General features: G+C 68.6%; 17 protein-coding genes. 12 read left to right on the top strand and 5 right to left on the bottom strand.

The window, feature by feature from the left end:
• The 6 genes from AB0305_RS18420 to AB0305_RS18395 all read left to right on the top strand — a co-directional run.
• Positions 1 to 579 (top strand): helix-turn-helix domain-containing protein (locus AB0305_RS18420; protein WP_366173595.1); only part of this gene is annotated, 579 nt, incomplete at its 5' end.
• A gap of 366 nt (positions 580 to 945) precedes the next feature.
• Positions 946 to 1,932, top strand: coding sequence for an ABC transporter permease (locus tag AB0305_RS18415; RefSeq protein WP_364138303.1), 987 nt, complete (start codon positions 946 to 948; stop codon positions 1,930 to 1,932).
• Between the two features lie 2 nt (positions 1,933 to 1,934).
• A complete protein-coding gene (locus AB0305_RS18410) occupies positions 1,935 to 2,903 on the top strand; it encodes an ABC transporter permease (protein ID WP_364138306.1) in 969 nt (322 codons plus the stop codon).
• Entirely contained in the window at positions 2,900 to 5,152 is a 2,253-nt protein-coding gene (locus tag AB0305_RS18405) for an ABC transporter ATP-binding protein (RefSeq protein WP_364138309.1), read from the top strand. Before AB0305_RS18410 ends, AB0305_RS18405 begins: the two co-directional genes overlap by 4 nt.
• 47 nt (positions 5,153 to 5,199) lie before the next feature.
• Positions 5,200 to 6,912 carry an ABC transporter family substrate-binding protein gene (locus AB0305_RS18400; RefSeq protein WP_364138312.1) on the top strand — a complete coding sequence of 571 codons (1,713 nt, stop codon included), beginning with the start codon at positions 5,200 to 5,202 and terminating at the stop codon, positions 6,910 to 6,912.
• 135 nt (positions 6,913 to 7,047) lie between these two features.
• On the top strand, positions 7,048 to 8,112 hold the full coding sequence (locus AB0305_RS18395) for a Gfo/Idh/MocA family oxidoreductase (RefSeq protein ID WP_364138315.1): 1,065 nt from the start codon (positions 7,048 to 7,050) through the stop codon (positions 8,110 to 8,112).
• 95 nt (positions 8,113 to 8,207) lie between these two features.
• Here AB0305_RS18395 and ald read toward each other — a convergent pair whose 3' ends face one another.
• Complete coding sequence (gene ald / locus AB0305_RS18390; RefSeq protein WP_364138318.1) at positions 8,208 to 9,326, bottom strand: alanine dehydrogenase; 1,119 nt, start codon at positions 9,324 to 9,326, stop codon at positions 8,208 to 8,210.
• Positions 9,327 to 9,571: 245 nt separating this feature from the next.
• On the opposite strand from ald, the gene AB0305_RS18385 reads away from it, so the two are divergent.
• On the top strand, positions 9,572 to 10,792 hold the full coding sequence (locus AB0305_RS18385) for a helix-turn-helix domain-containing protein (RefSeq protein ID WP_290257228.1): 1,221 nt from the start codon (positions 9,572 to 9,574) through the stop codon (positions 10,790 to 10,792).
• 36 nt (positions 10,793 to 10,828) lie between these two features.
• Here the strand turns inward: AB0305_RS18385 and AB0305_RS18380 are convergent, their stop codons facing one another.
• The 3 genes from AB0305_RS18380 to ptsP form a co-directional block, all read right to left on the bottom strand.
• A complete protein-coding gene (locus AB0305_RS18380) occupies positions 10,829 to 11,062 on the bottom strand; it encodes a hypothetical protein (protein ID WP_290257229.1) in 234 nt (77 codons plus the stop codon).
• A gap of 74 nt (positions 11,063 to 11,136) precedes the next feature.
• Positions 11,137 to 11,556: a helix-turn-helix domain-containing protein gene (locus AB0305_RS18375; protein ID WP_290257230.1), complete on the bottom strand. Its 420-nt coding sequence runs from the start codon at positions 11,554 to 11,556 to the stop codon at positions 11,137 to 11,139.
• Positions 11,557 to 11,623: 67 nt separating this feature from the next.
• A complete protein-coding gene (ptsP, locus tag AB0305_RS18370) occupies positions 11,624 to 13,309 on the bottom strand; it encodes a phosphoenolpyruvate--protein phosphotransferase (RefSeq protein WP_364138322.1) in 1,686 nt (561 codons plus the stop codon).
• Positions 13,310 to 13,496: 187 nt separating this feature from the next.
• Between ptsP and AB0305_RS18365 the strand changes: the two genes are divergently transcribed.
• Genes AB0305_RS18365 through AB0305_RS18355 form a run of 3 tightly spaced genes read left to right on the top strand, consistent with a single transcriptional unit; the run spans position 13,497 to position 17,399 of the window.
• Positions 13,497 to 14,225, top strand: a complete 729-nt coding sequence (locus AB0305_RS18365; protein WP_290257232.1) for a TetR/AcrR family transcriptional regulator — start codon at positions 13,497 to 13,499, stop codon at positions 14,223 to 14,225.
• 58 nt (positions 14,226 to 14,283) lie between these two features.
• A complete protein-coding gene (locus AB0305_RS18360) occupies positions 14,284 to 16,251 on the top strand; it encodes a PTS mannitol transporter subunit IICBA (RefSeq protein WP_364138325.1) in 1,968 nt (655 codons plus the stop codon).
• Positions 16,251 to 17,399: a mannitol-1-phosphate 5-dehydrogenase gene (locus AB0305_RS18355; protein WP_364138328.1), complete on the top strand. Its 1,149-nt coding sequence runs from the start codon at positions 16,251 to 16,253 to the stop codon at positions 17,397 to 17,399. Before AB0305_RS18360 ends, AB0305_RS18355 begins: the two co-directional genes overlap by 1 nt.
• A gap of 89 nt (positions 17,400 to 17,488) precedes the next feature.
• On the opposite strand, the gene cycA is transcribed toward AB0305_RS18355, so the two are convergent.
• Complete coding sequence (cycA, locus tag AB0305_RS18350; RefSeq protein WP_290257236.1) at positions 17,489 to 18,952, bottom strand: D-serine/D-alanine/glycine transporter; 1,464 nt, start codon at positions 18,950 to 18,952, stop codon at positions 17,489 to 17,491.
• 150 nt (positions 18,953 to 19,102) lie between these two features.
• On the opposite strand from cycA, the gene AB0305_RS18345 reads away from it, so the two are divergent.
• A complete protein-coding gene (locus AB0305_RS18345) occupies positions 19,103 to 19,561 on the top strand; it encodes a MarR family transcriptional regulator (protein ID WP_364138331.1) in 459 nt (152 codons plus the stop codon).
• Between the two features lie 76 nt (positions 19,562 to 19,637).
• Positions 19,638 to 20,864, top strand: coding sequence for an MFS transporter (locus AB0305_RS18340; RefSeq protein ID WP_364138334.1), 1,227 nt, complete (start codon positions 19,638 to 19,640; stop codon positions 20,862 to 20,864).
• The last annotated feature ends 52 nt before the right edge of the window (positions 20,865 to 20,916 follow it).

Below are 20,916 nucleotides of genomic sequence, written 5' to 3'. Positions count from 1 at the left end.
GCCGCCGGCAGGCCGTCCGAGCGCCGGGATGCCGCGCGCAACCGCGAACTCCTGCTCGCCGCCGCCCGGGAGCTGATCGCCGAGGGCGGCGCGGAGGCCCTCACCATGGATTCCCTCGCCGCACGGGCCGGCGTGGGCAAGGGCACGGTGTTCCGCCGCTTCGGCAGCCGCGCCGGGCTGATGGTGAGCCTGCTCAGCGACGCCGAGGCGGAGTTCCAGGGCCGGTTCATGTTCGGTCCGCCGCCCCTGGGCCCCGGCGCCCCGCCCCTGGACCGGCTGGTGGCCGTGGGTGCCGCCCGGATCCGCTGGGTGCTGGAATTCGGCGACCTCGCCCGGGCCGCGGACGAATCCCCCTACAACCGGTTCGACGTCCCGGCCGCCGTCCTCTGGCAGCGCCACCTGGAGATGCTGCTGCGTGAGGCGGGCTTTACGGCTGACCCCTGGCTGATGGCCGGATCACTCAGCGTGACGCTCGAACCGGAGCGCATTCTCTACGCCGTCAGGGTGCACCAGGTGTCCCCGGAACGGTTGGCGGAGTCCTGGCGGGAGCTTGCCGTCCGGGTGGTAGGCACCGCGTAGAGTACGCCCTGTTTCTGCCGTCCGCCAAGTCAAATCAATTCAAAGGAATTATTCATAACGATCTGGTATTGACGGTCCCGGATTGGCGCATTTCCCGCCCGGCGGCGCGATTTCTATGTGGTAGTTTCCTCTGGAATGTGACCCGCAACATACTGCCTTACGAGGCTGGCCGAAGGGCCTGCGGGTGGCCACGCACCTGCTGGCCTTGATCCCGGACCGACGGCGGAGACCCCCCGTCACGCGGGGACTACGGAAGGATTCGCGCTGTGAACGATCTCATTAACCCGGCACCAGGACGGGCGCGCCTGCCCCGCCCGGCGGTGCCCGCCACCGCAGCGCAGCCGACGGCCAGCCTGACGTAGCCGCATGCTCCGCTACCTGGCCAAACGGGCCGTCACCTACGTCGTCATGATCTTCCTGACCACCAGTGCCGGATACTTCCTGGCGGTCACCAGCCTGCAGCCGGCGCTGCTGGAACAGGAACGCATCCCGCGCCCCACCCCCGAGCAGGTCGCCAACTCCTTCCGGCTCAAGGGCCTGGACCCCGCGCTGAGCCCCTGGGAACGCTACGTGGACTGGCTCACCGGGATCGTCACCCGCTGGGACTGGGGCCGCAGCCCCAATGGCGCCTACATCAACGCCGAGTTCGGCGACCGGGTCTGGATCTCCACCCGGCTCTTCCTCGCCTCGATCATCCTGACCCTGATCATCGGCGTGGCCCTCGGTGTCTACACCGCGGCCCGGCAGTACAAGTTCTCCGACCGCGCCATCACCTCTTACAGCTACCTGGTGTACATCGTGCCCGCACCGATCGCGTACTTCCTGGTGCAGCTGTGGGCCATCAACATCAACGAGACCGTGGGTGACCGGATCCTGTTCGTCACCGGCATCTCCACCCCCGGCCTGGAGGGCGACGGCTGGGTCCAGTTCCTGGACATGCTCGCCCACTACGCCGTGCCCACCTTCGCCATCACGATCGTGGGCTGGGGCGCCTACCAGATCGCGCAGCGGCAGTACCTGCTGGACAACGTCAACGCCGACTTCGTCCGCACCGCCCGCGCCAAGGGCCTGACCCGCAACCAGGCCATCACCCGGCACGCCCTGCGCGTCTCCTTCATCCCGGTGGCCCAGAGCATCGCCTTCACCATCCCGGCGATCTTCGCCGGAGGCTTCTTCGCGGAGAAGATCTTCGCCTGGCACGGCGTGGGCTCGTGGAGCATCGACGCGATCGCCCTCCAGGACGTGAACGCGGCGACGGCCACCCTGGCCTACGGCTCCGTGATCTTCGCGATCGGCGCGATCCTCGCCGACTTCGCCACCACCCTTGTCGACCCGAGAGTGCGGGTGCAGTAGCCATGACCAACCTCAACGCCATCGACCCGGCCGCGGTCGCCGAGGAAGCCAAGATCGAAGACGGCGACGTCGTCATCGCCAAGTCGCGGATCATCCTGCGCCGCTTCCTGCGCAACAGGACCGCCGTCGCCGGCCTCGTCATCTTCATCCTGTTGACCCTGCTCTCCTTCTTCGGCGGGGCCTTCTCCAGCTGGGACAAGGAGACCATCGACCCGTTCAACATCGGCACCGAGCCCTCCGCCGAGCACCTGCTGGGCACCTCGCAGGCCGGCATCGACCTGTACGCGCTCACCGTCGAGGGGACCCGGGTCTCCATCCTTATCGGCCTGGTGGTGGGCCTGGTCTCGGTCCTTATCGCGGCCGTCTACGGCTGCACCATGGCCTACTTCGGCGGCAAGGTCGACAAGGTCATGCTCTTCATCCTCGAAGCGCTGATCATGATGCCGGCGCTGCTGGTGGTGGCCGTGGCCACGAGCGGCGGCGGGGACGGGCTGAAGAAGAGCCTGCCCAGCTGGTTGCTGCTGATCATCGTGCTGCTGGTCTTCAGCTGGATGGGCACCGCCCGCCTCATCCGTTCCCTGTCGATGTCCCTGATGCAGCGGGACTTCGTCAAGGCCGCCCAGTACATGGGCGTTCCCGCCCGGCGCATCGTCTGGCGGCACCTGGTCCCGAACATCGGCTCGCTGCTGGTGCTCGACATTACCCGCGGCGTCACCGGCGCCATCCTCTCCGAGGTCGCCTTCTCCTTCATCGGCATCGGCATCAAGGTCCCGGACGTGAGCCTGGGCGTGTTGATCGGCCAGGCCACCTCCCAGGTCTCCACTTTCCCGTGGATGTTCTGGGTGCCGCTGACCGTGATGTTCCTGCTCACCGGGTCCCTGGCAATGATGAACGACGGCCTCCGGGACGCGTTCGACCCCAGCTCCAGCTCGATTGGCAGCGCCAAGAAAAGGAAGAAGGCCACTGCATGAGCAGCGACTCCACCGGCCTCGGCACCGCCGAACGCCTCGATACCGCCGAACGCCTCCACGCAGCCGGCCTGCACAGCGCCGATAGTGCGCCCGCGGGCGCCGTCCTCTCCGTCCGGGACTTGAACGTCCGCTTCAACACCGAGAACGGCGTGGTCCACGCCGTGCGCGGCATCGACTTCGACCTGATGCCCGGCAAGACCCTCGGCATCGTGGGCGAGTCCGGCTCCGGCAAGTCCGTGACCTCCATGGCCATCATGGGCCTGCTGCCGGAAACCGCCGATATCAGCGGCTCGGTCCGGCTGCACGGCACCGAGCTGCTGGGCCTGAGCGACAAGGCCATGTGCCGCCACCGCGGCAACGAGATGGCCATGGTCTTCCAGGACCCGCTGTCCTCGCTGACCCCGGTGTACACCGTGGGCGCCCAGATCATCGAGGCGCTCACCGTGCACAACCCCGGGATGAGCAAGCAGGCCAAGGAGGCGCGCGCCGTCGAACTCCTCGCCATGGTGGGCATCCCCAGCCCGAAGGACCGCCTCAAGGCCTTCCCGCACGAGTTCTCCGGCGGCATGCGGCAGCGGGTGATGATCGCCATCGCGATCGCCAACAACCCCCGGGTGCTGATCGCGGACGAGCCGACGACGGCGCTGGACGTCACCATCCAGGCGCAGGTGCTGGAGGTGCTGCACACCGCGCAGGAAGAGACCGGCGCCGCCGTCGTCATGATCACCCACGACCTGGGCGTCGTGGCCGGCATGGCGGACGACATCATGGTGATGTACGCGGGCCGGCCGGTGGAAACCGGCAGCGTCGACGACATCTACTACAACCCGCGGATGCCCTACACCATGGGCCTGCTGGGCGCCGTGCCCCGCGTGGACACCGCCGAGAAGACCTCGCTGGTGCCGATCGAGGGCATCCCGCCGAACCTGATCAACGCCCCCACCGGCTGCTCCTTCGCGCCCCGCTGCCCGCTGGCAACGGAGGAATGCCTCGACGGTGAGCCCGCGCTGCTGGCCGTCGGCGGCGCCGGGGACGGCACGCTCGAGCACCGCGCCGCCTGCATCAAGAGCGAAGAGCTGGGCGCCGGAGTGGACGTGCACCGGATCTTCTCCGCCCCCGCGGTGCCGGTCTCCCGGTTCGACGCCGTCCCGCGCGCCGACCGCAAGGCCGTGCTGGAGCTGACGGACGTGCGCAAGCACTTCCCGCTGCTCAAGGGCTCCCTGATTAAGCGCCGGATCGGCACGGTCAAGGCCGTGGACGGCCTCAGCTTCGACATCCGCGAGGGCGAGTGCTTCTCGATCGTGGGCGAGTCCGGCTGCGGCAAGACCACCACGCTCCTGGAGATCATGGAGTTCCACCGGGACCAGGACGGCGAGGTCACCATCGGCGGCCTGAGCAACAAGGCCGCCTCGGACGCGAAGACCAAGGCCGCCATGCGCCGGGAACTGCAGATGGTCTTCCAGGACCCCACCGGCGCCCTGGACCCGCGCTTCACCGTCTTCGAGGTGCTGGCCGAACCGCTGGAGAACTCCGGCATGGCCAAGCCCGCGATCCGGAAACGGATCATGGAGCTGATGGAACTGGTGGGCCTGCAGCCCGACCACGTCAACCGCTTCCCCAACCAGTTCTCCGGCGGCCAGCGGCAGCGCATCGGCATCGCCCGGGCGCTGGCGGTCAATCCCAAACTGGTGGTCCTGGACGAGCCGGTCTCCGCGCTGGACGTCTCGGTCCAGGCCGGCGTCATCAACCTGCTGGACCAGCTCCGCGCCGAACTGGGCCTGAGCTACCTGATGGTGGCCCACGACCTGTCCGTGGTGCGGCACATCTCCAACCGGGTGGCCGTCATGTACCTGGGCAAGATCGTGGAAATCGGCGACGTCGACGAGGTCTTCGACCGCCCCCGCCACCCCTACACCCGGGCGCTGCTCTCCGCGATCCGGGTGCCGGACCCCCGGCTCGAACGCACCCGGGAACGGATCATCCTGCAGGGTGACCTGCCCTCGCCGCTGGATGCGCCGCAGGGCTGCAACTTCGCGACCCGCTGCCCGGTCTTCGCCGCGCTTCCTCCCGCCAAGCAGGAGAAGTGCCTGACCATCGAGCCCGTGCTCGAAAACGCAGCACATCCCGGGGCGGCCCCCGGCCGCCCGGCCGGCGGTCCGCCGTCGGCCCCCACAGACCAGCAATTCGCCTGCTTCTACCCGGACGGCGACCTGGACGCGGACATGCTCGTAGTCCACGAAACCACCTGACCTACCCGTCAGGCGCAGCAGTGCAACAGATAAAAATGAGGGGAAAAATGAAGAATCTCACCAAGATCGGCGGCGTCACCGCCGTCGTGGCAGCTCTCGCGCTGACCGCCTGCGGCGGTGGCGGGGGCGGGTCGAAGGGCCCGGAAGCCGCCAAGGGCCAGGACTCGGGCAGCGACCTGTCCAAGCTCATCAGCATCAACGCCAAGGACCCGAAGGACCTGCAGCAGGGCGGCAAGCTCACCCTGCCGCTGGGCAACATCGGCCCGGACTTCAACGGCTTCTCCAACACCGGCAACAGCGCGGACAACACAGCCCTGCACCGCCCGATCGACGAGGCCGGCACCTGGGGCTGCTGGAACTTCGACTTCGACGGCACCGCCTCGCCGAACAAGAACTTCTGCGAGGACGTCAAGAGCGACGTCAAGGACGGCAAGCAGACCATCACCATCAAGGTGAACCCGAAGGCCACGTTCAACGACGGCACCCCGATCGACGTGAAGACCTTCGAGAACACCTGGAAGATGCTCAACGGGCAGAACAAGGACATCGACATCGTCTCGTCCGGCGCCTACGAATTCGTCGACTCGGTCAAGGCCGGCGCCAACGACAAGGAAGTCGTTGTCACCACCACCCAGCCGGTCTACCCGCTGGACTCGCTCTTCACCGGCTTGATCCACCCGGCCGTCAACACCCCGGAGATCTTCAACACCGGCTTCACCGGCGACATGCACCCCGAGTGGATGGCCGGCCCGTTCAAGGTCGACAAGTACGACACCGCCGCGAAGACCGTCACCATGGTCCCGAACGACAAGTGGTGGGGCGCCAAGCCGGTGCTGGAAAGCGTTGTCTTCCGCCAGCTCGAGTCCAGCGCCGCGATCGCTGCGTTCAAGAACGGTGAAATCGATGGTGTGTCCGCAAACACCATCACGCCGTACAAGCAGCTCGACGGCACCAAGAACTCCGAGATCCGGCGCGGCCAGCGCCTGTTCGCCGGCGGCCTGAACATCAACGCCCAGAAGGCTCCGATGACCGACGTCGCCATCCGCAAGGCGATCTTCACCGCAGTTGACCGCGAGGCCCTCCGCAAGGTCCGCTTCAACGGGCTGAACTGGGAAGAGGAAAGCTCCGGCTCGATGATGCTGCTGCCGTTCTCGAAGTACTACCAGGACAACTACCCCGTCACCGAGACCGGCCCCGACGCCGCCAAGAAGGTCCTGACCGACGCCGGCTACAAGGCCAACGCCGCGGGCATCATGGAAAAGGACGGCGTCCCCGCCGCCTTCAAGATCAGCAACTTCGGTGACGACCCCACCACGCTCGCCTTCGCCCAGACCCTGCAGAAGCAGCTCCAGGCCGGCGGCATGGATGTCGGCATCGACCAGCGCGCCTCCGCCGACTTCGGCAAGGTCCTGGGCAGCCGCGACTTCTTCCTGAGCGTCTCCGGTTACACCGTCGGCGCCGACGCGACCGACTCCGTCAAGCAGTTCTACGACTCCAAGACCAACGAGAACGAGCTCGGCGACGCCGACCTCGACGCGAAGATCAAGAAGCTCTCCACCATCGCCGACAACGCCGAGCGCAACAAGGCGGCCATGGAGGTCGAGAAGGAGCACATGGCGAAGTACTTCTCCATGGGCGTCGTCATGAACGGCCCGCAGATCTCCTTCGCCCGCACGGGCCTGGCGAACTACGGTCCCTCCCTGTTCAAGAGCCTGTCCCAGGTTCCGGACTGGACCACCATCGGCTGGGAAAAGAAGTAACCTCCCCTCCGACGCTCCCGCAGCTTATGCGGGAATTCGGGCGGCGCTCCCTCACGTTGTGGGGGAGCGTCGCCTTTTTGTAGCCGAAACCGAGGGGGCGCCACTCCGTGTGCAAGGGGCCGGTAGCGTGGACCCATGGCAGCCCCCACGCATCCCCTCCGCACCGCCGTCGCCGGGTTCGGCCTCTCCGGCAGCGTCTTCCACGCCCCGCTGATCGCCGCGGACCCCGCCTACTCGCTGGAGGTCATCGCCACCGGGGACCCGGGCCGGCGCGCCGCGGCCGCCGAACGCTACCCGGGGGCCCGGCTCGTGGACACCCCGGAGGCCATCCTGGAGGACGCGGACGGCCTGGACCTGCTGGTGCTCGGCACCCCGCCGGCCACCCACTACCCGCTCGCCCGCGCCGCACTGGAGGCCGGGCTCGACGTCGTGGTGGACAAGCCGTTCACCGTGACCAGCGCCGAGGGCCGGGAGCTGACCGGCCTGGCCGAGCGGCTGGGCCGGGTGCTCACCGTGTTCCAAAACCGCCGCTGGGACGGCGACTTCCTGACCGTCCGCGGTCTGCTGGCGTCCGGCAGCCTGGGCCAAGTGGCGCGCTTCGAGTCCCGGTTCGAGCGCTGGTCCCCGGCGGTCAGTAAGCCGTGGAAGGCGGCGGCGACGTCGGCCGAGGGCGGCGGGGTGCTCTACGACCTGGGCACCCACCTGGTGGACCAGGCGTTGCGGCTCTTCGGGCCCGCCACGCTCAGCCATGCCGAGCTGGCCGTGCGGCGGCCCGGCGGGGCCTCAGACGACGACGCCTTCGTGGCGCTGCGGCACGACTCCGGGGTGACAAGCCACCTCTGGATGAACCTGCTCTGCGCCCAGCAGGGGCCGCGGTTCCGGATCCTGGGCAGCGGCGGCGGCTACACCAAACACGGCGTGGACCCGCAGGAACCCTACCTGGCGGCCGGCGGCAGCCCGCTGGGCGCGTCCTACGGGGTCGAGGACACGGAGTGGGCCGGCCTGCTGGGCCGTGACGGCCACCTGGACCGGCTGCCCACCGAACGCGGCGCCTACCCGGAGTTCTACCGGCTGCTCGCGGAGAAGATCCACGACGGCGGCGCCTCCTCGGCACTGCCCCTCCCCGTTGATCCGGAAGACGCCGTCGACGTCCTCAAGCTGATCGAGCAGGCCCGGGAAGTGGCGGTATGGCGGCCTTAACGTTTGAACGGCAGCCATCCAGAAAGCGTGCGTCAAAGCGACGAAGGAGCAGCACGCGTTGGATGACTGCCGTTCAAACGGCTGACCGGCGTCAGTTACGCCGAGACGAGCTCGTGCCAGTCGGAGACCAGGGGCAGGTTGTGCGCCTCGGAGACGGAGCGGTGCGCCACCTTGCCGGCGGCGATGTTCAGTCCGGCGGCCAGGGCGGCGTCCCGATCGAACGCGGCCTTGACGCCCAGGTTGGCCAGCGCCACGCCGTAGCGCAGCGTGACGTTGGTCAGGGCGTAGGTGGAGGTGTTCGGCACGGCGCCGGGCATGTTGGCCACGCAGTAGAAGATCGTGATGTGGACCTTGTACGTGGGTTCCTGGTGCGTGGTGGGGTGGGTGTCCTCGAAGCAGCCGCCCTGGTCCACGGCGATGTCCACCAGGACCGAGCCCGGCTTCATCCGGGAGACCAGCTCGTTGGTGACCAGCTTCGGGGCCTTGGCGCCCGGGATCAGCACCGAACCGATGACCAGGTCCGCGTCCACCACGGACTTTTCGATCTCGTAGGCGTTGGACGCGACGGTCTTCAGGCGGCCCTGGTACTGGGCGTCCAGTTCACGCAGCCGGTTGATGTTGATGTCCAGGATGGTGACGTCCGCGCCGAGGCCCAGGGCCATGGCGGCGGCGTTGGTGCCGGCCACGCCGGCGCCCAGGACCACGACCTTCGCCGGGCGGACGCCTGGGACGCCGCCGAGCAGCACGCCCTTGCCGCCGGCCGGAGCCATCAGCGATGTGGCGCCCACCTGGACCGACAGGCGGCCGGCGACCTCGGACATGGGCGCCAGCAGCGGCAGCGCGCGGCCCTCCTGCACGGTCTCGTAGGCGATCGCGGTGACGCCGGAGTTGATCAGTTCCTGGGTCAGTTCCGGCTCGGCGGCCAGGTGCAGGTAGGTGAAGAGGATCAGGCCCTTGCGGAAGCGGTGGTACTCGGCCTTGACCGGCTCCTTGACCTTCATCACCATGTCGGCGCGGGCCCAGACGTCGTCGGCCTCGGCCACGATCTCGGCGCCGGCGATGGCGTATTCCTCGTCCGTGATGCCCGAGCCCAGGCCCGCGCCGCGCTCCACCAGGACGGTGTGGCCGTGGTGGCGGAATTCGTGCACGCCGGCCGCCGTGATGGCGACGCGGAATTCGTTGTTCTTGATCTCTTTGGGGACACCGATGATCATGTGTGAAGCTCCAAAAGTGGCGGCCTGGCCGGCCGGGTGTACGGGGGAAGTCGTGATTCCAGAATAGGACCGGCTGTGAGGCAGGCGACAGGGACGTCCTGCCCGCCCGACGCGAAAACCCCGCCATTCCGCGGATGTTATCCGGCTCGGTTCGACAGATGTCGAGGGTGCCGGCGGCAGGTGTCGCCTGCTGTCCGGAGTGGTCCGGCTTCGCCGCGGCCCGGGCGGGGCAGTACTGTGGCACCATGCAGCAGCAGGACGTCGAGCAGCTCGTGGAGCGCGTGGCTATGCGGCTGGGGCGCGGATTGTCCCTCGAGGACCTCGACGGCGTCCTGCTCGCCTACTCCTCCAACCAGTCCGCCGCGGACCGGGTCCGGGTGAACTTCCTGCTCAGCAAACGCGTGCCGGTGGACGTCAGCGCCTGGCAGCTCTCGCACGGCATCGCCACCGCGGTCCGGCCGGTGGTGGTCCCGGCGAACGAGGAGCTGGGCATGCTGGGCCGGGTCTGCGTACCCCTGCTGGTCCGCGGCTTCCGGGTGGGCTACCTCTGGGTCCAGCTCGACGCCGGAGAACCCACCGCCGGATCCGTCCTGGCCCAGCTGCCGGACGTGGCCCGCGACCTCGAGCAGCTCTCGGCACTGCTGCTGGACTCCAACACCGCCGAATCCGAATTCCGCCGCCGCCGGGAACGGGAATTCCTGGCCGCCTGCCGCGGGGAGGCGAACGCCGTCGCCGCCGTTGCGGGCTGGAAGGAAGTCCAAGGCCGGGGGCCCTGGCAGCTGGTCACCGTGCTCGACGCCGACGGCTGGGCCGAGGGATCGGACCCCACGGACGCCATGCTGGTCCACCGCTCCGCCGCGCTGCAGGCCACCATCGGCGTGGACGCGGCCCTCTTCAGCGCCGGAACGGAGACCCACGCGGTGATCCTGTTCAAGGAGTCCACCGGCCGGGCGGACCACGCCCAGGTGCTGGTGCACTATCAGCTCGAACTGGCCAAGCGCTCCGGCCGGCCCGTCCGGCGGATCATCCTGGGAACCTCGGAGGGATTTTCCCGGCCCCGGGGTCTCGTGGAGGCGTACCAGCAGTCGCGCCAGGCGGCGCAGGCGGCCGCCGTCGATCCGCAGCTGGGGGAGCTGGTGGACTGCCGGGCCACCGGGATCTATCAGCTGCTGGCCTCCGCGGGCGGCGGCGCCGGGGCGTGGGCCGATGCGGGGTCGGTGCACTTCCGCACCCTGGCCGACCATGACCGGAACGGGGAGCTCTTGCCGGTGCTGGAGCTGTTCTACGACAACGACGGCTCGGTCCAGGACGTCGCGGCGAAGCTGCACCTGCACCGCAGCAGCATCTACAACCGGCTGGGACGGATCCGGCAGCTGTTGGGCGTCGACCCGCTCAAGGGCCTGGTCCGGCTGGAACTGCACGCGGCGCTCAAGGCGCGGCGCTGGGCCGAGCGGCCAAGGATCTAGCGGCCGGGTGCGAACGGCCAGGGACCCAGCGGGAATCTACCGCTCGTCCGGCTCCGGGCGATCGTGCACCGAGTCGCGCGGGGCCTGCCGGGCGGTTTCCCGCCGGCGGCGCGTGAGCCGGCTTTCGGTCCAGAGGGCGACGGCGACGAAGACCACGCAGCTGGCCATGAAGGAGGCGGTGTTGTTCAGCCCCATCAGGTTTCCGAGGATGCCGGTGATCACCATGGCGGCGATGCCGGCCAGGATGTGCCACCCTCTGAACTTACCCACAATTCCAGCGTAACCCCGGGGTCCGCCGCACTTTCGCCCCGGGGCCGGATTGTTGCTTGATCCTTATCACGCCGTCAGGATTCTTCGGCGGAAACGGGGGATTCGGCGGGCTCCCCGGCCGCGGCCCCGCTCTTCTTCTGCGTCTCCAGCCACGCCATGATGTCCGCTAGTCGGATCCGCCGGTGCGTCCCGCGGTACTGGACCGGGATCTCCCCGCGGTCCGTCATGTTGCGCAGGTAGGTGTGCGAGATCCCGGCCAGTTCGGCCGCCCGTGAGGTGGTCAGCATCTCCTCGACGCTGCTGACCGTGACGGATTCGCCGCGGCTGAAGCGCTGCAGCAGATCCACGACGGCGTCCCGGGCGGAGGCGGGCAGCCGGTGGACCGTCCCGTCGACGAAAACGGTGACGTCGGTGCTGCCGTCGAGGGCGTAGCGGAGGGCCTGGGCGTCCTCGGCGGGGAGCGCGGCGGTGACCCGGGGCGCGATGAGTGTCATGGACTGCATCCTAGCGTCCCGGGCCCGCCGCGGCGGCTGCTTTAGAGGCCCGGTTGATAGGCACAGCTCAGAGGCCCAGTTCCTCCAGGACCGGAAGCTTGGCCCGGACCCAGGCGCGCGCGTCCGTGGCGCTCGGGGCTGAGAGGGCCAGCTTCGCCAGTTCCTGCGCCTCGGGCAGGGACACGGTCTTCAGGACCGCGGCCACGGCGGCGATGGAGCGGGCGGTCATGGACAGGGTGGTTACGCCCAGGCCGGTGAGGACCACGGCCAGGGCCGGGTCCGCGGCGGCCTCGCCGCAGACGCCCACAGACTTGCCGTGGCCCTCGGCGATTGAGCCCTCCACGGTCAGTCCCACCAGGCGGAGCACGGCGGGCTGCCACGGGGTGTTCAGGCCGGCCAGCGGGCCGAGTTGCCGGTCCGCGGCCATGGCGTACTGGGTCAGGTCGTTGGTGCCGAGGCTGGCGAAGGAGACCTCGCGCAGGATCGCTTCGGCGGTGAGGGCGGCGGACGGGACCTCGACCATGACGCCGGGGGTCCTGAGGCCGGCCTCCGCGCACATGGTGGCGAAGCGGGCCGCCTCCTCGGCGGTGGAGATCATCGGGGCCATCACCCAGACGTCGGCGTCGGACTCGGCCGCGGCGCGGGCGATCGCCTGCAGCTGGCGCTCCAGGACGCCGGGGGTGGTCAGATCGGTGCGGTAGCCGCGGACGCCGAGCGCCGGGTTGGGTTCGGTGGCGTCGGTCAGGAACGGCAGCGGCTTATCAGCGCCGGCGTCCAGGGTGCGCAGCACCACCTTCTTGCCGGGGAAGGCGTCGAACACCTCCTTGTAGGCGGCCGCCTGCTCGTCCACGCTCGGCTCATTGTCGCGTTCGAGGAAGCAGAACTCGGTGCGGAACAGGCCCACGCCCTGGGCGTTGAGCCGGGCGGCGGCCGCCGCGTCCTTGCCGCCGCCGACGTTCGCCAGCAGCGGCACCTGGTGCCCGTCCGCCGTCGTTCCGGTGCCGTCGAAGTCGGCCAGCAGCGACGCGGTAGCTGCCCACTGTTCGGCCGCGTGGCGCTGTTCGTCGCCGGGCTCGGCGGTGATGGTGCCGGCGGCGCCGTCGACGTAGACCTCGGTGCCGTCGGCCAGGGCATCGACGCCCGCGGCCGCGACGACGGCGGGCAGGCCGAGCGAGCGGGCGATGATCGCGGTGTGCGACTGCGGCCCGCCGCCGGCGGTGAGCAGGGCCAGGACCTTTTCCGGGTCCAGGGTGGCGGTGTCGGCCGGGGCGAGGTCCTCGGCGATGAGGATGAAGGGAGTCTCGGCGCTGGGAATACCGGGGGCGGGCACGCCTCGCAGTTCGGCGACGATCCGGGCGCGGACGTCCAGGACGTCGGTGGCGCGTTCGGCCATGTAGCCGCCGAGGTTGTGCAGCATCTCCGAGACGGAGGCGCCGGCCTCCCAGATGGCCCGCTGGTTGGAGGTGCCGCGGGCGATCAGCTTTCCGGCCGTCTTCAGCAGCATGGTGTCCGTGGCCATCAGGGCCGTGGCCTCCAGCACGGCCTTGCCGTCACCACTGACGGTCTGGGCGCGGTTCTTGAGCTGGTCGTGCACGGCCTTCGCGGCGGCTTTCAGCGCTGCCGTCGCATCCTCGACGGAGACGCCGGCTTGCAGCTGCTCTCCGGCGGGCGGCTCGCTGACCGGTTTTGGCATCTGACGGATGGTGCCGATGATCCGGCCGGGGCTGACGCCTACACCTTGGAAGTTCTGCACTGAAAGTCCTCATTCTCTGCCGTGAGCCAGTAAGACGGTTCAGATGCCGCTGCTGAGCCGCTAGACCCTAGATTTCCCGTGGCCGTCCACTACGTCAACCCGGAACCCGAAGCACCTGAAAAAGTCGATGGAAAAAGTGTTGTGATGCACTTCATATAGCGTTGCTATAGGTGCTAGGGTAGCGGCTATGAGTATCGATGGCCAGCTACCGCCCAAAATCCGGCTGCTCCGCGCAGCCGCCGGACTGCTGGCCAAATCCGGAGGCGCCGCCGTCTCCACCCGCCAGATCACGCAGCTGGCCGGAGTCACGGCACCCACGCTCTACCACCACTTCGGGGACAAGGAAGGCCTGTTCGACGCCGTCGTAGCGGCCGGCTTCGAGGAGTACGTGGCGGGGGAGCGGGACTTCGAACCCTCCGGACGTCCGCTGGAGAACATCCGGCGGATGTGGGACAAGCACGTCCAGTTCGGCCTGAAGCAGCCCGAGCTGTACCTGGTCATGTTCGGTAACATCCGCCCCGAAAGCCGCCCCGCCGTCGTCGCCGACGCCGAGGCGCTGCTCGAAGGCATGCTGAACAAGGCCGCCGTGGCCGGCCACCTGGCCGTCCCGCCCAAGGAAGCGGCGCGCAGCATCCTGGCCGCAAACGTGGGCGTCACCCTGATGCTCATCACGGAGAAGGCCCCCGAACGGAACCTGGAGCTCTCGGCCATGACCCGGGACGCCATGATCTTCGCCGTCTCCACCGATCTGGCCCGCGAGGCCGACCCGGAAGACCCCGGCAAGTCGCCGGTGGTGGTGGCCGCGATCGCCTTGAACGCGGCCCTGCAGTCCTCGCACTCGGACCAGCTCTCCAGCTCTGAACTCAAGCTCTTCCTCGAATGGCTCCACCGGATCTCCATCAGTTCCACCAGCTAGCTCGTCGAAATATCGGACACTCCTGCGGTGCAGCAGGAAAACACGGTTAGGAAATCACATGGCAACAGAGACAGTTGCGAAACCCCGTAGCAGCGTGCGGGTCGGCGTCCAGAAATTTGGCACCTTCCTCTCGGGCATGATCATGCCGAACATCGGCGCCTTCATCGCCTGGGGCATCATCACCGCCTTCTTCATCCCGGCGGGCTTTACCCCCAATACCGAACTGGCCAAGCTGGTCGGCCCCATGATCACCTACCTGCTGCCGCTGCTGATCGGCTACACCGGCGGCCGGATGGTCTACGGCGTCCGCGGCGGCGTCGTCGGCGCGGCGGCGACCATGGGCGTGATCGTCGGCACGGACATCCCGATGTTCATCGGCGCCATGATCATGGGCCCGCTCACGGCCTGGATCATGAAGAAGCTCGAGAGCCTCTGGGAGAACAAGGTCAAGCCCGGCTTCGAGATGCTGATCGACAACTTCACCGCCGGCATCGTCGCCGCCATCATGGCCATCTTCGGCATGCTGGTCATCGGCCCGGTGGTCAAGGCCTTCAGCAACGGCGCCAGCGCCGTCGTCGAATTCCTGGTCAACAACGGCCTGCTGCCCTTCACCAGCATCTTCATCGAACCCGCCAAGGTGCTGTTCCTGAACAACGCCGTCAACCACGGCATCCTCACCCCGCTGGGCACCGAACAGGCCCTCGCCCAGGGCAAGTCCATCCTGTTCCTGCTCGAGGCCAACCCCGGCCCCGGCGTCGGCATCCTGCTCGCCTACATGCTCTTCGGCAAGGGAATGGCCAAGGCCTCGGCCCCCGGCGCCGCGCTGATCCAGTTCGTCGGCGGCATCCACGAGATCTACTTCCCCTACGTGCTGATGAAGCCGATCATCATCCTCGCCGCGATCGGCGGCGGCATGACCGGCATCTTCACCCTGGTCCTCACCGGCGCCGGCCTGCGCTCGCCGGCCGCGCCGGGCAGCATCATCGCCGTCTTCGCCGCCACCCCGGCGGACAGCCTGCTGGGCGTGGGACTCTCCGTGGTGCTGGCGGCCACGGTGTCCTTCCTGATCGCGTCCGTCATCCTCAAGTCCAGCAAGGACGTCGAGGGCGACGAACTCGGCGCCGCCACCAGCCGGATGGAAGCCATGAAGGGCAAGAAGAGCTCCGTCTCCTCCGCCCTCACGGGCGCCGGTGCGGGTGCCGGCGGCGTCGCCGTGCTGGCCGGACCGGTGAAGAACATCGTCTTCGCCTGCGACGCCGGCATGGGCTCCTCCGCGATGGGCGCCTCGGTACTGCGGAATAAGATCAAGGCGGCCGGCTACCCGGACGTCAAGGTCACCAACTCCGCCATCGCGAACCTCAGCGACAGCTACGACGTCGTCATCACCCACCAGGACCTGACCGAACGGGCCAGGCCCGTCACCGCCAGCGCCGTGCACGTCTCCGTGGACAACTTCATGAACTCGCCGCGCTATGACGAGGTCGTGGAGCTGGTCCGCAGCAGCAACGCCCCGGCGGACGCCTCCGGCGCCGCTGCCGCGGGAACCGCCGCGCCTGCCGGAACCGCCACCGCGGAAACCGGGACGGCCGCACCGTCGGACATCCTGGTGGCCGACAGCGTGGTCCTGCAAGGCTCCGCCACCACCCGTGACGGCGCGATCGACGAGGCCGGCCGGCTCCTGCTGGACCGTGGCGCGGTCGATTCCGGCTACCTGGACGCCATGCACGAACGCGAGGAATCTGTCTCCACCTACATGGGCAGCTACCTCGCCATCCCGCACGGCACCAACGCCGCCAAGGACCACATCATGAAGTCCGCGGTGTCCGTGGTCCGGTACCCGGAGGGCATCGACTGGAACGGTAAAGAGGTCAAGTTCGTCGTCGGCGTCGCCGGCGTGAACAACGAGCACCTGCAGATCCTCTCCTCGATCGCGAAGGTGTTCACCAACAAGGCGCAGGTCGCACAACTGGAGGCGGCCACCACCGTCGACGAAGTGCTGGACCTGCTGGGAAAGGTCAATGACTAGTGAAGGCTGTTCATTTCGGAGCCGGGAACATCGGCCGCGGGTTTGTCGGGCTGCTGCTGCACGAGGCGGGCTATGAGGTGGTGTTCGCGGATGTCGCGGACGCGCTGATCTCCGAGCTCGCCGCGGCGGACGGCTACCGGGTGCACGAGGTGGGGGAGACCCCGGCCGTGCGCACGGTGGACAACTTCCGCGCGCTGAATTCCGGCAGCCAGGAGGACGCCGTCGTCGCGGAGATCGCGACGGCGGACGTCGTCACCACCGCCGTCGGGCCGCACATCCTCAAGTTCGTGGCGCCCGTGATCGCCAAGGGGATCGCGGCCCGCGCGGCGGGGCTGGCTCCGCTGCAGGTGATGGCGTGCGAGAACGCCATCAACGCGACGGACATCCTGAAATCCGAAATCACCGCCCAGTGGGATCCGGCCGCCGGCGACCTGGCGGCAGCCGCGGTGTTCGCCAACACGGCCGTGGACCGGATCGTGCCCAACCAGGAGGCCGGCCAGGGCCTGGACGTCACCGTCGAGACCTTCTACGAGTGGGTCATCGACCGGACACCGTTCGGGGACCACCAGCCGGTCATCCCGGGCGCCACGTTCGTCGACGACCTGGGCCCCTACATCGAGCGGAAGCTGTTCACCGTCAACACCGGGCACGCCTCCGCGGCGTACTTCGGCTTCGACGCCGGGCTGGAGAAGATCTCGGACGCCATGGCGGACCAGGACGTGGCCGCGGACGTGCGGGCCGTCCTGGACGAGACCAAGGAACTGCTGGTGGCCAAGCACGGCTTCAACCGTGACGAGCAGGAAGCCTACGTGCAGAAGATCCTGGGCCGCTTCACCAACCCGTACCTGCCGGACACCGTGAACCGGGTGGGCCGGGCACCGCTGCGCAAGCTCAGCCGGCACGAGCGCTTCATCGGACCGGCCGCCGAGCTGGCCGAGCGGGGCATCGTCCCGGAGGCGCTCCTCGGGGCGATGGCCGCCGCGCTGCGCTTCAACGACCCGGCCGATGCCGAGGCCGTGGAGCTGGGCCAGATCCTGGCGTCCTCCAGCCCGGAGGACGCCACCGCCCGGATCACCGGCCTGGAGCCGACCCATCCGTTGTTCCCCGCCGTCTGCGCCCTGGTCACGGAGGCCAAGGCCGGGCTCTGACGGCGTTCTGCTGCACCAACAAACAACGGGCCCTCCCTCACATCACGTGAGGGAGGGCCCGTCGTTTTGCTACAGGACCTGCGGGAGCGTCAGGGGCGGGCGGCGGCGGTTTCGGCGTCGGCCATGGACTTCCACTCGGCCACCCGGGCCTGGTGCAGCGGGGACCGCCGGACGACGGCGAACGCGACGCCCAGGATGGCGAACCACAGCGGGGTGACCAGCAGGGCCACCAGGGTGTCCGGCTGGGTGGTCAGCGCCCAGACCAGGAACGCGAAGAACGCGAACACCACCCACACCATCGGGATGCCGCCGGGCATCTTGAAGGTGGAGGCGTCGTGCAGCTGCGGCCGGCGCTTCCGGAAGACCAGGTAGCTGGCCAGGATGATGCTCCAGACGAACATGAAGCAGACGGCGGAGACGGTGGTGACCATGTCGAACGCGGTGCCCACGTCCTTGCCCGCGTAGAGCAGCACGACGCCGGCGAGCAGCAGCACGCAGGAGAGGAACAGGGCGTTCTGCGGGACTTTGCGGCTGGAGAGCCTGCCGAAGACCTTGGGGGCGTCGCCGTCGTTCGCCAGGCCGTAGACCATCCGGGAGGTGGAGTAGATGCCGGAGTTGGCCGAGGACATGGCGGAGGTCAGGACCACCAGGTTCACCACCGTGGCGGCCATGCCGAGGCCGGCCAGGGAGAACATCGCGATGAAGGGGCTCTGGCCGGCCTTGAAGCCGGTCCACGGGGTGACGGACATCAGGATGATCAGGGCGCCGACGTAGAACAGCATGACGCGCAGCGGGATGGCGTTGATGGCGCGGGGCAGATTGTGCTCCGGGTTCTTGGTTTCGGCCGCGGCGGTGCCCACCAGCTCGATGCCGACGAAGGCGAAGACGGCGATCTGGAAGCCCGCCACGAAGCCCATGAACTCCTTGGGGAAGAAGCCGCCGTGGCTCCACAGGTTACTGAAGGAGGCGGTGCCGGCGTTGGACTGGAAGCCGGTGAAGATCATGACCAGGCCCACCACGATCAGCGCGACGATGGCCACGATCTTGATCAGCGCGAACCAGAACTCGGTCTCGCCGAAGGCCTTGACCGTGGGCAGGTTCAGCAGCAGCAGGATGACGATCGTGGCGATGCCGGGGACCCAGAGCTGGATGCCGGGCCAGAGCTCCTCGGCGTAGCCGGCGATCGCGATCACGTCGGCGACGCCGGTGACCACCCAGCAGAACCAGTAGGTCCAGCCGGTGAAGAAGCCGGCCCACGGGCCCAGCAGGTCGCCGGCGAAGTCGCTGAAGGACTTGTAGTTCAGGTTGGAGAGCAGGAGCTGGCCCATGGCGCGCATCACGAAGAAGAGCATGAAGCCGATGATCATGTACACAAAGATCACGGACGGGCCGGCCACCGAGATGGTCTTGCCGGAGCCCATGAAGAGCCCGGTGCCGATGGCCCCGCCGATGGCGAGCAGCTGGATGTGGCGGTTGCTCAGCGAGCGGGCGAGGTGGGGCTCGGTGTCCCGGCTGGAGGCAGTTCTTTGCCCCGCGGTGGTCTGTTCGGGCATATCAACGATCCTTCGAATGGTCCGCCGAAGGGGTGACGGCGGTAACAAATCAGCCCTTCCAAAGTACAGGTTTAGCCCTGGGCGTGCGTTATGGGTCGTCCCGGCGTCATCCTTGACTCTTAGGTACCCTAACTGTTAGGCTTCCTAAGTATGAACAATGAGACCCCCGGCGAGGACCTGCTCGCCCTGGCCCAGGACTTCCGTGAGGCGTTGCGGCACAGCATCTACCTGGTGCGCCGCCTCGACGCCGACGGCGAGCTCAGCGCCGCCCAGATCAGCACGCTCAAGATGCTGCTGGAGGCGGACTCCGACGGCGGCGTCCGGGTGGGCGAGATCGCCAAGAACCAGGGCGTCAAGGTCCCCAGCGCCACGGAGCAGATCATCAAGCTCGAGCGCGCGGGCCTGGTCCTGCGGGAGGCGGACCCCGCCGATTCCCGGGCCGTCCGCGTCCGGCTCACCGCCGCGGGACACACCGCCGTCGAATCCGCGAACGCCCGCCGCAACGCCGTCATGGCGCAGATCCTCGGCGGCCTCCCGGAGGAAGACCGGCGGGCCCTCGCCGCCGCCATGCCGGTGATCGGCCGGATCAACGAATCCGTCCAGCCCTGACCCGCGGCCACCGCGCCGGCCCCGCCCGGCGCCACACAGACCACCCCGTACACCCACGACCCTAGGAGCGCCCTCCATGGACGGCCAGCTCAAGGCCCCAGCGCCGGAAGCATCATCAACCCTCGAAGCCGAAAAGGCCTCGTTCCTCAAGCAGCCGAAGGCGGTGTGGGCCACCGCCCTCGCGGCCGTCTTTGCCTTCATGGGCATCGGCCTGGTGGATCCCATCCTCCCGGCCATCGCCAAGAACCTGGAGGCCACCCCCAGCCAGGTCTCGCTGCTGTTCACCAGCTACTTCATGGTCACGGCCATCGCCATGCTCATCACGGGCTTCGTCTCCTCCCGGATCGGCGGCAAGCGCACGCTGCTGACCGGCCTGGCGATCATCGTGGTCTTCGCGTCCCTCTCCGGCTTCTCCGGATCCGTCGGTGAGCTCGTGGGCTTCCGCGCCGGCTGGGGCCTGGGCAACGCCCTCTTCGTGGCCACCGCGCTCGCCGTGATCGTCGGCGTGGCCAGCGGCGGCGCCGGCATTGCGATCATCCTCTATGAGGCCGCCCTCGGCCTGGGCATCTCGCTCGGCCCGCTGCTTGGCGCCCTGCTGGGCGGCTGGCAGTGGCGCGCCCCGTTCTTCGGCACCGCCGTGCTGATGGCCGCCGCCTTCATCGCCCTGATTGCCCTGCTGCCCAAGACGCCGCTGCCCGAACGCAAGGTCCGGCTCCGCGACCCGCTGCTGGCCCTGGGCCACAAGGGCCTGCGCACCACCGCCGCCAGCGGACTGTTCTACAACTACGGCTTCTTCACCATCCTTGCCTTCACCCCGTTCATCCTCGGGATGGACGCCTACGGCATCGGCGCGGTCTTCTTCGGCTGGGGCGTCGCCGTCGCCGTGTTCTCCGTCTTCGTGGCCCCCGCCCTGCAGCGCCGCTTTGGCGCCGTCCGGGTCCTCTCCGGCACCCTGGCCCTGCTGCTGCTGGACCTGGTGGGCCTGGGCCTGTCCGCGGGCCACTCGGTACCCGCCGTCGTCACCCTCGTGGTGGTCTCCGGCGCCCTGCTGGGCGTGAACAACACGATTTACACCGAACTGGCCATGGGCGTCTCCGACTCCCCGCGTCCGGTGGCCTCCGCCGGCTACAACTTCGTGCGCTGGATGGGCGGCGCGCTGGCGCCGTTCGCCGCCGCCCAGCTGGGCGAGCACTTCGGCCCGCAGGTGCCGTTCTTCGCGGCCGCCGTCGCCATGGCCGTGGCCATCGCGGTGGTGCTCGGCGGACGCCGGTTCCTCAGCTCGCACGAGCCGCACCTGGTCTAGCCGTCCGGTAGTAACAAAAGGTCAGGCCCATGTTTCCGCGGAAACATGGGAC

It is taken from the genome of Arthrobacter sp. NPDC080086 (assembly GCF_040702285.1).
This window is presented reverse-complemented; position numbering and strand designations above follow the sequence as displayed.